General features: G+C 35.6%; 16 protein-coding genes. 5 read left to right on the top strand and 11 right to left on the bottom strand.

What is annotated here, in order from left to right; all coding sequences use genetic code 11:
* Window positions 1-24: 24 nt before the first annotated feature.
* The 8 genes from IDG66_RS05450 to IDG66_RS05415 form a co-directional block, all read right to left on the bottom strand.
* Window positions 25-684: a methionine ABC transporter permease gene (locus tag IDG66_RS05450; RefSeq protein ID WP_000467991.1), complete on the bottom strand. Its 660-nt coding sequence runs from the start codon at window positions 682-684 to the stop codon at window positions 25-27.
* A gap of 3 nt (window positions 685-687) precedes the next feature.
* Complete coding sequence (locus IDG66_RS05445) at window positions 688-1,713, bottom strand: methionine ABC transporter ATP-binding protein (protein ID WP_000569289.1); 1,026 nt, start codon at window positions 1,711-1,713, stop codon at window positions 688-690.
* A gap of 296 nt (window positions 1,714-2,009) precedes the next feature.
* Window positions 2,010-3,152 carry a bifunctional cystathionine gamma-lyase/homocysteine desulfhydrase gene (locus IDG66_RS05440; protein ID WP_001036667.1) on the bottom strand — a complete coding sequence of 381 codons (1,143 nt, stop codon included), beginning with the start codon at window positions 3,150-3,152 and terminating at the stop codon, window positions 2,010-2,012.
* On the bottom strand, window positions 3,145-4,050 hold the full coding sequence (locus IDG66_RS05435; RefSeq protein WP_001837371.1) for a PLP-dependent cysteine synthase family protein: 906 nt from the start codon (window positions 4,048-4,050) through the stop codon (window positions 3,145-3,147). Before IDG66_RS05435 ends, IDG66_RS05440 begins: the two co-directional genes overlap by 8 nt.
* 216 nt (window positions 4,051-4,266) lie before the next feature.
* Window positions 4,267-5,604 carry a sodium-dependent transporter gene (locus IDG66_RS05430; protein WP_000828722.1) on the bottom strand — a complete coding sequence of 446 codons (1,338 nt, stop codon included), beginning with the start codon at window positions 5,602-5,604 and terminating at the stop codon, window positions 4,267-4,269.
* 164 nt (window positions 5,605-5,768) lie between these two features.
* Window positions 5,769-5,882 (bottom strand): hypothetical protein, encoded by a 114-nt coding sequence (locus IDG66_RS05425; protein ID WP_000510434.1) that lies wholly within the window; start codon window positions 5,880-5,882, stop codon window positions 5,769-5,771.
* Between the two features lie 177 nt (window positions 5,883-6,059).
* On the bottom strand, window positions 6,060-6,794 hold the full coding sequence (locus IDG66_RS05420; protein WP_001220807.1) for an alpha/beta hydrolase: 735 nt from the start codon (window positions 6,792-6,794) through the stop codon (window positions 6,060-6,062).
* Window positions 6,795-6,830: 36 nt separating this feature from the next.
* On the bottom strand, window positions 6,831-7,505 hold the full coding sequence (locus IDG66_RS05415) for a phosphatase PAP2 family protein (RefSeq protein ID WP_103143656.1): 675 nt from the start codon (window positions 7,503-7,505) through the stop codon (window positions 6,831-6,833).
* 37 nt (window positions 7,506-7,542) lie between these two features.
* Here IDG66_RS05415 and IDG66_RS05410 point away from each other — a divergent pair, with 37 nt between their 5' ends.
* A complete protein-coding gene (locus IDG66_RS05410) occupies window positions 7,543-7,959 on the top strand; it encodes a hypothetical protein (RefSeq protein WP_001789536.1) in 417 nt (138 codons plus the stop codon).
* A 228-nt stretch (window positions 7,960-8,187) separates the two neighbouring features.
* Here the strand turns inward: IDG66_RS05410 and IDG66_RS05405 are convergent, their stop codons facing one another.
* The 3 genes from IDG66_RS05405 to IDG66_RS05395 all read right to left on the bottom strand — a co-directional run bounded on the left by IDG66_RS05405 (window position 8,188) and on the right by IDG66_RS05395 (window position 12,914).
* Complete coding sequence (locus tag IDG66_RS05405) at window positions 8,188-8,550, bottom strand: Na-translocating system protein MpsC family protein (protein WP_000831495.1); 363 nt, start codon at window positions 8,548-8,550, stop codon at window positions 8,188-8,190.
* Between the two features lie 161 nt (window positions 8,551-8,711).
* Entirely contained in the window at window positions 8,712-11,417 is a 2,706-nt protein-coding gene (locus IDG66_RS05400; protein ID WP_000211536.1) for a DUF2309 domain-containing protein, read from the bottom strand.
* Between the two features lie 12 nt (window positions 11,418-11,429).
* Window positions 11,430-12,914, bottom strand: a complete 1,485-nt coding sequence (locus tag IDG66_RS05395) for an NADH dehydrogenase subunit 5 (protein WP_000948299.1) — start codon at window positions 12,912-12,914, stop codon at window positions 11,430-11,432.
* A gap of 520 nt (window positions 12,915-13,434) precedes the next feature.
* Here IDG66_RS05395 and IDG66_RS05390 point away from each other — a divergent pair.
* From IDG66_RS05390 to IDG66_RS05375, 4 genes are all read left to right on the top strand, one after another.
* The gene (locus tag IDG66_RS05390) at window positions 13,435-13,500 is read left to right on the top strand and encodes a phenol-soluble modulin PSM-alpha-1 (protein ID WP_014373781.1); all 66 of its coding nucleotides are present in this window, start codon (window positions 13,435-13,437) and stop codon (window positions 13,498-13,500) included.
* A gap of 31 nt (window positions 13,501-13,531) precedes the next feature.
* A complete protein-coding gene (locus IDG66_RS05385; protein ID WP_014373780.1) occupies window positions 13,532-13,597 on the top strand; it encodes a phenol-soluble modulin PSM-alpha-2 in 66 nt (21 codons plus the stop codon).
* Between the two features lie 51 nt (window positions 13,598-13,648).
* Window positions 13,649-13,717: a phenol-soluble modulin PSM-alpha-3 gene (locus IDG66_RS05380; RefSeq protein ID WP_014373779.1), complete on the top strand. Its 69-nt coding sequence runs from the start codon at window positions 13,649-13,651 to the stop codon at window positions 13,715-13,717.
* A 63-nt stretch (window positions 13,718-13,780) separates the two neighbouring features.
* A complete protein-coding gene (locus tag IDG66_RS05375) occupies window positions 13,781-13,843 on the top strand; it encodes a phenol-soluble modulin PSM-alpha-4 (RefSeq protein WP_014532416.1) in 63 nt (20 codons plus the stop codon).
* Window positions 13,844-14,065 lie beyond the last annotated feature (222 nt).

Below are 14,065 nucleotides of genomic sequence, written 5' to 3'. Positions count from 1 at the left end.
TTTCAAAATCTTCACTATATATCATTAATGTCTACGTATGAATCTAGCTAGGACATTCCCTAGCGTTTGAATCACTTGGACAATAATGACTAATACAATAACGGTAATAATAATGACCGTCGTATCAAATCTTTGATAACCATACACTAAAGCTAAGTCTCCTATACCACCACCGCCAACAGCTCCTGCCATCGCCGTACTTCCAATAAGTCCAATAATCGCAGTGGTAATTGCTAATACTAATGAACCTAACGCTTCAGGAATTAAAAAATATCTAATGATTTGTAGTGGTGAAGCGCCCATCGCTTTCGCCGCTTCAATAATCCCCTCGTCTACTTCTAATAATGAGTTTTCAACAAGTCTTGCAATGTAAGGTGCCACATATACTGTTAAAGGCACGATGGCAGCAGTCGTACCAATTGAAGTACCTACTACTAATTTTGTGAATGGTACAATCGCAATTAACAAAATAATAAATGGTAGTGACCTTAAAATATTGATTATAGGATTTAAAACTTGATGTATCACTATATTCGGCCATATGCCTTGTTTTCGAGTAATTACCAATAAGACACCTAATGGAATACCAATCACTGCTCCTAAAAATAAAGCAATAGATACCATATATAGCGTTTCGTACAATGCTTGTAATAACTGTGCACTGTCTAAATCAGAACCAAACATATGTTAATGCACCTCCTCAAATTGAATATTTTTCTCTTTGAAATATTGATTTATTGCCGTGTCATCAAATTGTTGATCCATATTAAATCGAAGCCACATATAACATACGGTGTTACCTTGTATTTCTGACATAGATGAAAATAAAATTTTAACCTCTCTGCCACAAATTTGAATCAAGTCATTTATAATCGGTTGTGTCACCTGAGTTTCCTCGACGAAGATTTTATAATCTTTAAAATCGCCAACTTGTTCGTCATTCAATCGACGAATCAATGATGTACTTGGCTCAGTCTGTATAACTGTAGACACAAAATTTTGAGCAATCGTCGTTTTAGGATGACTAAACACCTCTTTAACAGTTCCTGTTTCAACCACTTGACCCTTTTCCATTACAGCAACACGATTACAAATGTCTTTAATAACGCGCATTTCATGTGTAATCATCATAATTGTAATGCCAAAGGTTTGATTGACATTCTTTAATAACGTCAATATCGAAGCAGTCGTTGCTGGATCCAATGCGCTTGTTGCTTCATCGCATAGGAGTATTTTCGGATTAGTAACAAGCGCTCTTGCAATAGCCACCCTTTGCTTCTGCCCACCAGATAATTCTTCAGGAAATTGGTCTTTTTTATCACTCAATCCTACAAATTCAAGCATTTCCGTTACTCGTTGCTTAATTTCTGTTTTGCTTTTCTTACTTAAAATGAGTGGCATTGCTACATTTTTAAATACGGTAGCTGAATTTAATAAATTGAAATGCTGAAATATCATACCGATATCTTTCTTAATATCCCTCATCATTTTATCGCTATAATTCGTAATATCATGTCCATCTACAATCACTTGTCCATTCGAGGCAGCTTCAAGATGATTCACGAGTCTTACCAACGTACTTTTTCCTGCACCACTATATCCAATCACACCAAAAATATCATTGCGATTGACCGTAAATGATACGTCCTTCAAAGCATCTATTTTTTGCTTCTTTTTATTAAAGGTCTTACTTACCTGTCGAAACTCAATCATGCAAAGCCCCCTCCTTCAAATTCTTATCATTCCACTAGGAATAAAAGCATTATATGTAAAATTGCATATATCGTCAATACAATTTGCCGAATTTTCTAAAAAATTAAAAAATAAGCAATTCATGTGACAATGACGAATTGTGAGACTACTATGACATTTATCAAATTAAATCCATACAAATGTCCACCAAACCTCCATAACTCAATCACGAATGATTAACATCGCACAAAAAAAGCACTAGCATATTCAAGAACAACAAACGTTGAACTCAAAATATATGCCAGTGCTGCTATTATTTATAACGTATCTAGTGCTTGTTTTAAATCATCGACTAAATCTTCAGTATCTTCAATACCTACAGAAATTCTTACAAGTCCGTCTGTAATACCTTCTTTAGCTCGAATATCTGCTGGAATGGATGCATGTGTCATCAATGCAGGTACTGAAATTAAACTTTCCACTGCACCTAAACTTTCAGCTAATGTGTAATACGATGTTGCTTTAATCAATTGTTTGGCACTTTCTGTATTTTTCACTTCAAATGCAATCACACCTGTATGGCCATCCGCTTGAGCCATATGGACATCATGATTTAAATGACTTTCAATACTTGGATGGAACACTTGTTGCACAGCTGGATGTGCTTGTAACATTTTAATAATTTCAATAACACTGCGATTAATTTGTTCCATACGTAAACCTAATGTTTTAATACCCCTCACAAGTAAATAGCTATCTTGAGGTCCTAAAATGCCACCTGTTGAATTTGAAATAAATGCTAAACGTTCTGCAAGCTTGTCATCCGATGTTGCAACTAAACCAGCAACGACATCACTATGTCCACCTAAATATTTCGTTGCAGAATGCAAGACAATATCGATGCCTAAATCTAATGGATTCTGATAATAAGGTGTCATAAATGTGTTATCAACGACTGAAATCAAACCGTGTTCTTTCGCAATTTCAGCAGACTTTTTAATGTCAGTAACACGTAATAATGGATTAGAAGGTGTTTCAATAAACAACATCTTTGTTGTTGGGCGTATCGCTTGTACAATTGAATCTGTATGCGTTGTATCTACAAAATCCACTTCAATGCCAAATCGTGTAAATACTTTTGTCAATGCGCGATAAGTACCGCCGTATACATCTGAATTTAAAATAATATGATCACCTTTGTCCAACAGCATAACAACTGCACTGATAGCTGCAACACCTGAACTAAACGCAAAGCCATGTTTGCCATTTTCTAATGCCGTAATAACGCTTTCTACAGAACTTCTTGTTGGATTCGCAGTACGAGAATATTCATATCCTTGACGTAAATCACCAATATCATCTTGTAAATATGTACTTGTTTGATAAATTGGTGTAGTAACTGCACCTGTATAGTCGTCCGTTGTGTGTCCACCGTGAATTAATTTAGTTTTCTTATTCATAATCATTCTCCTCATAATTAAATATTTGCTTAGACATATATCGATCGCTACCATCTGGAAATACGACAACAATCGTACCTTCAGATAATTGCGCTTTTAAATTCAATGCACCTTGTAATGCTGCACCTGAAGAACTGCCTACTAACAACCCTTCATTTATAGCCAAACTTTTGACATTTCGAAAGGCATCTTGATCTTTAATCGTAAATATCCCATCTACAAGACGTCTCTCTAAAAATATCGGCCATTTCTCAGAACCGATACCTTCAGTGTCATGTGCATGAGCTGGCCCTCCATTTAACACGGACCCTTCTGGCTCAACGGCATAACATTGCACGTGATGTTGCTTTAAATAACGTGCGGTACCTGTAAATGTACCGCCAGAGCCAATACCAGCCACAAAATAATCAATTTGCTGTAATGCTGAAGTCAATTCGGGTCCCAATGTATGAAAATATGTATCCGGATTATGTTCGGATTCAAATTGATTCATATAAACGGCACCATATTTTTCAGCATAGGAACGTGCAGCTAATTGTGCCCCATGCATACCTTCAGACTGACTCGTCCTTGAAACATCTGCACCAAGCGCTATCATAATATTAATCTTTTCTTCTGAAAAACCATACGGCGCAAAGATCTTACATTTTAAATGATGTCTATTCGCTGCAATAGCTAACCCTATGCCTGTATTACCAGCAGTCGCTTCAACAATAGTTTGACCTGCACGCACACGCCCTTCTTGAATTGCCTTCTCTACTAAATATTTCCCGAGTCTGTCTTTAACACTGCCTCCAGGATTCCATTGTTCAAGCTTGGCATAAATTTTAACTTTATCATCACTATAATGTTCTAACAGTACTAATGGTGTATCGCCAATTAAATCATAAGTAATCATAGATGCACCCTCATCTGACATGCCGATCAAATGAATGAAACCTTTCTTCATGTCTCAATTTTAATTCTTACTTTTCAGATAAGAATTATAAACGACATTTTGTTATTTTGCAATTATCTAAGTTTCGATTAATTCAGAACCAGTACTAACTTTTCAATTCCAAACAAAAAAACACCTGAGCAACACAAATACTTGTGTGTCAGATGCTTCTATATATTAACTAAATAATTGCACGATAAAGACTAAAATAATAACGACAGGCATCGCATACTTAATTAAGTAATACCAACCACTGAATAATCTAAATCGATCTTTACCAAAATATTGTTGTAATAATTTTTTATCTAATAATTGTCCTACGACAAGCGTAGTACCTAATGCGCCTAATGGCATCAATACATTCGAAACGATGAAATCCATATTATCAAAAATCGTTCCCGCACCGAATCTTACATCTTTTAAGATACCAAAAGATAAGGTTGCTGGAATACTAATGATAAATACTAAAATACTACCGATCACTGCGACTTTTTTACGTTTTGTATTGTCATTCTTCGTGAAGTTAGAAACATTTAATTCTAATAAAGAAATAGATGACGTTAAAGCCGCAAATAAGAACAGCACTAAGAATCCCAAATAGAATAATGTGCCTAGATGCATTTGACTAAAGACCATTGGCAGTACTTTAAATAATAATCCAGGCCCTTCTTGTGGTTCATAGCCAAAACTATGTAACGCCGGAAATATAGCTAGACCTGCCAATACAGATACAAAGATATTCATAACAACGATAGAAATAGCTGATGACTTAATCGTCATGTCTTTAGAGGCATAACTCGCATAAGTAATCATACCTGTAGTTCCTAATGATAACGTAAAGAATGATTGGCCTAGCGCAAACAAGATACCGTCAGCAGTAATCTCTGACACTCTTGGTTGTAAAATAAATTTCACACCTTCTAAGGCGCCATCTAATGTTAAAGACTTAATCACAATGATGATTAAAAAGACAAACAGCAATGGCATCATAACTTTCGATGCCTTTTCTAATCCTTTTTCAACACCTAACATGACAATAATCATCGTAGCGAATATGAATATACCTTGCCCTAGAACAGTTAACCAAGGATTTGATATTACCGCTTCAAAATTCATTTCTTGGAGATGATTGATGCGTTGAAATATAACTAATTGCCATAATACTTGTCCGATGTAAATGACAATCCAACCACCGATAACACTATAGAAGCCAAATAAAATAAACACGGCCAAATTACCGTTCCAGCCAATGATATTGAGCCATTTTTTACCAGTTAATTTACTATATATTTGTGTTGTATATGTCCGTCCCATTTTCCCAACAGTGAATTCCATAATGAGTAATGGTAACCCAACAAAAATGGTGAATATTAAGAACATAGCTAGAAAGGCACCGCCGCCATAAATCCCTGCCATATATGGGAATTTCCACATGGCACCAAGACCGATTGCAGAACCCGCACTAGCTAAAATAAATCCAGTTGATGACTTCCATTGTGATTGTTGTCTTTTCATCATTCACATCTCCTTTAAAGCGTTAAAGCGTCTACGTGTTTAAGTAACACTCTAACATGTATGTAAATAACATGCAATACACCTGCATCAAAATTGTTTCATTAATACGGTAGCGCCTGGATTTATCATAATATAGTCAACTCTTGTAATGTGTTGTCATTACGCTACATTAAAATTCCTGGTTCAACGCTGTATACGTGCGCCAATATCTCGCCACATACAACACCATCTATATCCCCAACATCTCGCCACATAACAACTTCAGGTGCAATGCCCATAAAATGCCCACAACATTACAATACAAATCAACTTCTGGTATAACTCCATAATATTTCCACGACATCACACTAAAAATTAACTTTAGCTAAGTTCCCTATACTATCACGCCACAAAAAACACTCAAATGACAAATATAATAACATCGTCACTCAAGTGTTAATTTTTAAAATCTTCAATTATGTTAAAGCATTGAAAAAGCGAATAACATTTTCTTCTAAAATATCTCTGCCTTCTCCATGCGTCATTAAATGATGCGAATCCTTCAGACCATTTAATTCTTTGTCTACTGATCCTAAATGTTCATAAATAAAATGTGCACTTGTTTCATAGGATGGCGCATCTTTACCACCAAATAATATATTAGCTGGCATTTTAATAACATTTAAATTTGTCATGATATCATCAATAAAATGTTGAAACTTCGTAATTTCACCTTCATAATCATCAATTGCTGCTAATTGCGCACTCGATGCTTGCTGATCTAAATTTAAAATATCCGACATGCGTTGACTATAATAAACTAAATGTTCTATTAAACCATCGTCACTCTTTTCCTTTGGTGCTGACATGACAGCGATACGTTTCAAAGGATAGTGTTGCGCCAATTTTAATGTCATTAATCCACCTAAAGACACACCCGTTGCACTGATAGATTCATAACCTTCATTGACTAAAAATTGGTAAGCTTTCTCAACTTCTTCCCACCAATCATCTACATTATATGTCATGAAATCTTTCAACAGTAAGCCATGACCTGGATAATTCGGTGCATAACAACTAAATCCTTGGTCATTTAACTCAGCTGCAAGATGCTTCACATCCCGATTTGTACCTGTAAATGAATGTAATAATAATATCGCATGTCCATTTGTGCCTTTTAAATAAGAGGGACTCGGTGTTTTAATTCTCATTTTTCTATATACCTCCACTATGTCTAAAGATGTTTGCTAAACGCGTTGTCGTCGATGATTAATAAAGTATGGGTATACCATTAAGAATAACGCTACCCAAATGATTGCTAGTGACGTGCCGCCAATGACATCTGAAAAGTAATGCGCATGAAAATAAAGGCGACAAAATAATATGCTAAGCCATAATATTCCCATAACTAGCGCACTCAACACTTTTGTTATTGTCTTAGCAGCAAGTGAAATAATTATGATCATTAAAGCGAAATATAATAATGTGCTGGCGTTGGAATGTCCACTTGGAAATGAAAAGCCTGTATCAACGGCTAAATGATTATATGGTCTTGGACGTAAAACAGTATCTTTAGTTAATTTGTTCATGATGACACCTGAAACCAAATATGTCACAAACCAAACCGCTAAATGCCTCTGTTTAATAAACAGTATGATTGTGACGATAATGGAAATCAACACGACACCTTTGACATCTCCAATTTCCGCACTAAACGTCATATAGTAATTAAATAAATTGTTAACATACTGACGTTGTGGCTCACCGAAATAATCTGTAAACCATGTTAATGATCCCATATCTATATTTTTAAGCCATTCTTGATTTGTCACTACACTGTAAAACATACCTATAAATACAATCAGCGCGATTAAAAATAAAGGCACTGTCATTTTCGGTGATGTTAATTTTTTATCTATCATCTTACAATCTCCTCGTATCATCATTTTCATTTTACAAATGTTATCCATAATATCAATGTGCCACAAATTTCACTTTACCGACAATATCAAAATTATAAAGTTCATATTGTTATGTATATTGCAAATAAAACATTGTATAATTGAAATAACAATATTTTGCTATTTTCAATTTAGTACGATCTATATTTATTATACAGAGGGGGTAAGGCGTATCAATAGAGTTATTTTTGTCTATATAGCGTTAATCATTACATTAGTTAGATTCTTTACCCCTATTCATCCATCGTTTTCAAATTTGATTTACTGGATATTTGTATTATATTTTATTCCTATTATACTATGCGTTATCGGTTTCAAGGCCGAAAAACTTATTGCAACAATGGTCATTATACCTAATTTTTTAGGAATACTTTATCGATTATATGCCTACGTCACACATATACTCTTTATGTAAAAGGATAGTGGGCATGTCTCGCAACAAATATGCTTGCGTCGACTTGTCACCATTCGCAAATTTTATGACATACGCCTTTCACGGGCTATATTCAGACCCACGCATTCATCCACGTAATAAACACATCATGTAATAGAAAAACAGCACACCCAAATATATGGCGTTGCGCTGTTTAACCAAGCATACTTCTATAGCTTTAATAAGCCAGCAAAAGCATACCTAACCTTCTTAAATATGCTTTTCCAAATTATCCTCAAGTTTGAATACGATAATACGTTCACCTGTAACTGTACTTAAATCACTATGGAAGCTCATCACTTTGATACCTGTAATTTTAAAAATGATATCATTCAAATCTTGCTCACCGGATTCAACTAATTCAGAACGTGTTCGTTTAATATTTAGTAATCCTTCATTCGTACTACACACACGATATTCTGCTGGCGTTAAGATACCTTGTAAACTAATAATCACCATATCTCTTAAAATGTCTGATTTAACTGACAAGGAACCTCTGCCAAGGAAATCTTTTTCCCATTGCGTAATGGCTTTACTGATTTCAGCTTCGATTTCACCTTTCGTTCTTTTCATATCACTAACTCCAATAATATTAAAATTGATTACTTCATCTTTGTATCGTTATCACGACATCAACTATTACATTAAGTTTATCATTTTTAGTATATTTTAAGAAGCTAGAACATTGTAGATATGATGATATATTAGTTACTTAGCATCGCAACATATCATCGTTAAATCCAACTTTTAAAACGCCCTTCCTCATTAACGCTCATTAAACGCAGCCAATGATTAGACACCTTCCTAGCGAAATGGTCATTATTCGCGAGTAGTCTTGCTACAACATAGTCGGGTGCCTGAACAACGACAAGCAAACGAATTGGCGAATGATACATCGTTCGATCAGCAGCCATAACAGATTGCCATGATAAGCCATACATCAGATCACTCGCATTACCTTGCATGACACCAACACCTGACGTGACGGTTTGTGTCGCTTTATTCCCACTTCCGTAAAAATGCGGCGCAACTGTCGACGCATAATATTGTAAATTAATCCATTGTGCCACAAGCGCCGGACCAGAAATGATAGTATTTAACAATTTGCCATCTTTATCTTTACGCCAATCATAATTGTGTAAAAATGTCCGCCCTTCTAAATCAATGCCTTTTGTTAATTGGCGTCGTCCAATTATAAATGATGCATTTTTAGCCAAGCCCCATTCTGGACGTACCTCACTCCAATCACTCGCAAACCGCTGCGCTTCTTCCACTGGATGATTCACACGACCAATCGTTGGCAGTTTGTCCAAACGTTCGCGATTCGCGTGTTCAGAAATCATCGGCATCGCGTCATTCAATGATTCATATGCATCTAAAGCAATAGAAGATAATGTGTCTGGCACATATACCCATGCCAACGTATCAGTAGACGTATGATGTTCTGCTGCCGCAAAAACAGTTGTCTCTGGAATATACACACCTGATTGTTTTAATCCTTGTCTGACATTTGGACGATTACATATCATCGCTAATAACTTAGCATTAAAACCGCTTGATGCGCCACCACAAGCCCCACATTCAAGTGATGCATGATGTGGATTATTGTGAGAATGACTAGCATGACCTGCTAACACAACGAACGGCGCAAATGCTTCGGTTAAATCCATCAATTTCAACGCTTGTAACGCGAAATCAATTTGCTCTTGCTCAGTAAATCCAACAGGTAAGTCTGATGTTCGGTCAAACTCACGATCAATCGTTAACTTTGTTTCAGGCTTTTTCAACCATTTTTGTGTTATTTTTTGTAAAGACGCGCGACTTTTTCTAGGCATAATCGAATTGACAATGGTACTCAAGCTTAAAAATGGCCCACTTAATTCAGGCAATAACAGACTAGGCATAACATTATTTTTCATCAATTTAAATGTGTAAAACATCGATGACATTGTCTGTTGCTGTTGTCGATAAACATTCATATCGTAGCGGTCTGCAAATTCTTTAATGCGATATGCCGGCGGTACCATGACAGGTAATGAATCATGTTTGAATTGTTCGTCTACGGCATCTTTTTGAATAGGTAATCCAAAGAAACCTGCAATACCAATCGTTTCAAAGGGCCCTGCTGCTTCGATATGTCTACGAAATGGTTCTGAACGAACATCTATACAAAATGCAATTTGCGCTTTCGTTGATGTGCCCACCTGATTTAGCTCGCTATTATTTTCATCAACTGCTTGTGTGTCATTTAATAATACTGAATGTGGCTGATTAGCGTTATCATTTTCTGAGACATTTACTTGGTTTACATCTAATGCGCCCGCCACACTTTCATGACCTGCTTTAATTTTTTGTTTTAACTGAGATTCGTATGTCATTTCCCAGGCAATTAGCCATAAATTTTTAAATACATTTTTATTCATAGTTGCTGCAAAATGAATAAACGTTTGAATTTCATTGACGTCATGTTGTAGTAATACATCGCTAGGCATATCACTGTAGTAACACCATGATGCAACAGTTTGCTTAAACCAATTTTCCGATCTACTTTCACAATCTTTAGTGACTGACTTAAACTCATCACCAACTAGCAATTGTTCGACAACTAACCGAATTGCCAAATAATCCGTTAACAAATGTTGTTCAAAGTGATGCTGTTGTGAACGGTAATACAACATACCTGCCCAACCCGGTAACGCCAAAAGATGTCCTTCAACATAAGCTTGGTAGTCTTCCTGATCTATTGAAAAATGAGTTAATACTGACTCTATCGTCATTTTAGGATCATTGGGCAAGCCTTTAATCACTTGGCGCTGTGCTTTAGTAAAACTATGATCATGTTGCGCTAAATGCAACCATGCATGGTAAAAACTTTGCTCACGCTTCGGCATTGTCCAACTCGATAGAAATTGATCGATATAAAGTTTCGTCCATTTAATCATTTGACGATTCACTTGTTCGCTAAGTGGCTCACCTTGTTCATCTATTATTGCATCACTCATCGGACGTACATCATAGTGATGATATGAATCAGCCATATCACGTTTTGATTTTTCTAATAGTAGATCAGCAACAACATCAACATTTGAATGATTCATATATGATGCAGGTACGTCTTTTAATGTTTTAATGTTATCAATATAAAGATTGATGTAGTGTTGCGGGATATTGTAGTGATGTTCAAGTAACATATCAGTAACAAGTTGATTAAAGACACTTTCGTCTAATTCACCACGTGCCACAGCACTTTCTATTAATGCTTTATTTGGAAAAATATCCACATCTCGAACATCACGTAACCATTTTGCAACATCTTCAAACGTATCCGCTTCTAATCCTTCCCATGGATTTCGTGCTGCAAAAATCGAAATCGGTGATAATGGTGTAATAACACGTTTCGCATTTTCAATGACTGAATTGATATTTAACTGTGTTGTCATACCTTTCACCTCCTATAAATACTTCTTCAAATAATTCGGATGACTTTCTATCGCTTTCGAGCGTGCTTCACCTAGATTAACTAACCACACGTACAATACCGCAAAACCCTTAGAGTATCGATGACGCGCCACCCAAATACTTAATAAACTACCAAATATTAAAATGACAACACTAATGATGACACTCACTGTAGGCGGCGTTGTCGCATGTGTTGTTATATTTTGTAATACATCGTAAAAATAATTGTGTGTGATGACGTAGATAAATGTCACAATTGCAATCAAAATCATGCCAACCAGACGTGCCATGCGCCCTTTACTAAAGGCTACCATCTGATTCCAAGATACAAGTAATGACCATGCTAGAATGAGTGCACTTAACACTTCATATGCACTTCTGTCACTACTCATCCAAAATAGAAATGCCACGATAATAGCTAATACACGTCCCATGACAATCCAGCCATAAGCGTCTTTAGCAGATGCTTGTTTTGGAATATTGAATCGCTTCACGATAGAACCTGATTGTAAAAATAATGTTGCTTTAAAAATACCGTGCAATATTAAATGAATAATCGCTGCTGAATATACACCCAATGCACATTGAACTAACATAAAGCCCATTTGACTCATCGTAGAGCCGACTAACTGTCTTTTGTAATCCACTTGAACCAAGCTAATACCCGATCCTAACAATACAGAAATACTAGAAAGGATAAGTAATAATGATAACGCAAATCCATTATCAAATATCGGCGCAAAACGAGTTAGAATAACACCACCTGCATTCACAATTCCTGCATGCATAATTGCCGATACTGGCGTTGGTGCTGTTACAGATTCAATCAACCATCGATGAAATGGAAATTGTGCTGCTGGTATCATGACAGCTAATACAAGTAGTACATTCGTCAACAATGACCATGTCGAATTAGACATATGTTGAGGCACGCGCCACTCGCCAGTCGCAATATAAATAGTTACAATTGCTCCAACGAATGCAAGCCAACCACATAAAAATGTCATACTTGATAATTTCGCAGACTCACGTGGCACTTTCCAAAAACGATTAACGTTCATCAGCAATGTTAAACATAATAATGTCATACCCCAGCAGAGTGCCATCAGTCTTAAGTCTTCAGACATCCATGCTAAAGATGCAAACGACGTAATCGCAGTGAACAATGGAAAGTAATGTCTATAATGATGATCACCTAGTAAATATCGCATTGAAAACTTTTGAATAATAAAACCAAGCGCCATTACAAAGCCAGCTAATAACCAAGATAAACGATCTATTTTAAATGGACCTAAGACATGTTGACCATGAATACCGAAAAAGCCAATGACTGCAAATAATACTGGCATGACTAGTATGTATAAATGTAATTTAATATATCTCATTGGCATAACTGGTGCTAAAAACAACAAGCCACTTATCAATGCAATGATAAGCGCAATAACAAACAGTGAAAATAGCAATTGAAAACTTAACACTGCATAACCTCCTTATTTCTAATCTCTCGCATAATTGCTTATGTATAAAATAAAAACCTACAATAGTAGATTCTGTACATAATGGCAGAAAATTTACTATTGCAGGTTTCAGTTTAACTAGACACTGCATCACGGTACGTTGATATACCTTGTTGCATTGTTCTCTTTAAGCGTGCTCCCATGCACATATGTATATAAAATGTTACTTCTGTCTGTTCAATTCATCTTCATAAATATGCTTTGCCTAGACGAGACCTAACGTGTTATTCGTTTTAAACTTATAACATAAAATATAATTAAATTTCTGCTTCATGTCAAATTCATGAGCTTAACCTCTATTAAACCAATGATTGTAAAGATTTTGTAAATGCACCTGTACAGTTAGGCAGTATTTCCCGTCCTTTTAAAATAAAAAATTCGCAGTTATGATCATAACAATTCAAGTTAGGAAAAAAAATCAATTACGCACAAGATAACTATGTACAATGAAGTTAACTCATAAGCAAAGGAGGTAATCTTAATGGGTATCATCGCTGGCATCATTAAAGTTATCAAAAGCTTAATCGAACAATTCACTGGTAAATAAGATTTCATAACAAACAAAGGAGGTCTTTCACATGGGTATCATTGCAGGAATCATTAAATTCATTAAAGGATTAATTGAGAAATTCACTGGTAAGTAAGTTATAAAAATCTCATAGATATGAACATCTTATTTGAAGGGGGCCATTCACATGGAATTCGTAGCAAAATTATTCAAATTCTTTAAAGATTTACTTGGTAAATTTTTAGGTAACAACTAATCTCAAACATTAACGATCAACAACTCATCACTATGTTAAATCAACATACAGGAGGACAAAACGATGGCTATTGTAGGTACTATCATTAAAATCATCAAAGCAATTATCGACATTTTCGCAAAATAATTTAAGCGAATTGAATACTTAAAATTCTCAGGCCACTATACCAATAGGGATGGTGGCTTTGCTTTGTGTTGATTTATTGATGTGAGGTGAGTCTTGTTAGTTTGTTGCAAATAAATGGTCTTGGTTTTTTGTATAGGATGTTCTTGGTGGGACGTACGGAATATTCGTGATCTTTGTAGTCTGACGCGTTATATTTTTGTGGCGTGTTTTATGTTTGATACT

Origin of the sequence: Staphylococcus sp. EG-SA-18 (genome assembly GCF_017151825.1) — a bacterium.
Taxonomy (GTDB): Bacteria; Bacillota; Bacilli; order Staphylococcales; family Staphylococcaceae; genus Staphylococcus; species Staphylococcus aureus.
Note: the sequence above shows the minus strand (reverse complement) of the source record. Positions and strands in the feature narration are given on the sequence as shown.

Bases quoted from the DNA above. Each gene is read 5' to 3' on its own strand.
- IDG66_RS05450 (WP_000467991.1), bottom strand. From the start codon at position 684: ATGTTTGGTTCTGATTTAGACAGTGCACAGTTATTACAAGCATTGTAC.
- IDG66_RS05445 (WP_000569289.1), bottom strand. From the start codon at position 1,713: ATGATTGAGTTTCGACAGGTAAGTAAGACCTTTAATAAAAAGAAGCAA.
- IDG66_RS05440 (WP_001036667.1), bottom strand. From the start codon at position 3,152: ATGAATAAGAAAACTAAATTAATTCACGGTGGACACACAACGGACGAC.
- IDG66_RS05435 (WP_001837371.1), bottom strand. From the start codon at position 4,050: ATGATTACTTATGATTTAATTGGCGATACACCATTAGTACTGTTAGAA.
- IDG66_RS05430 (WP_000828722.1), bottom strand. From the start codon at position 5,604: ATGAAAAGACAACAATCACAATGGAAGTCATCAACTGGATTTATTTTA.
- IDG66_RS05425 (WP_000510434.1), bottom strand. From the start codon at position 5,882: ATGGGCATTGCACCTGAAGTTGTTATGTGGCGAGATGTTGGGGATATA.
- IDG66_RS05420 (WP_001220807.1), bottom strand. From the start codon at position 6,794: ATGAGAATTAAAACACCGAGTCCCTCTTATTTAAAAGGCACAAATGGA.
- IDG66_RS05415 (WP_103143656.1), bottom strand. From the start codon at position 7,505: ATGATAGATAAAAAATTAACATCACCGAAAATGACAGTGCCTTTATTT.
- IDG66_RS05410 (WP_001789536.1), top strand. From the start codon at position 7,543: ATGTTATCCATAATATCAATGTGCCACAAATTTCACTTTACCGACAAT.
- IDG66_RS05405 (WP_000831495.1), bottom strand. From the start codon at position 8,550: ATGAAAAGAACGAAAGGTGAAATCGAAGCTGAAATCAGTAAAGCCATT.
- IDG66_RS05400 (WP_000211536.1), bottom strand. From the start codon at position 11,417: ATGACAACACAGTTAAATATCAATTCAGTCATTGAAAATGCGAAACGT.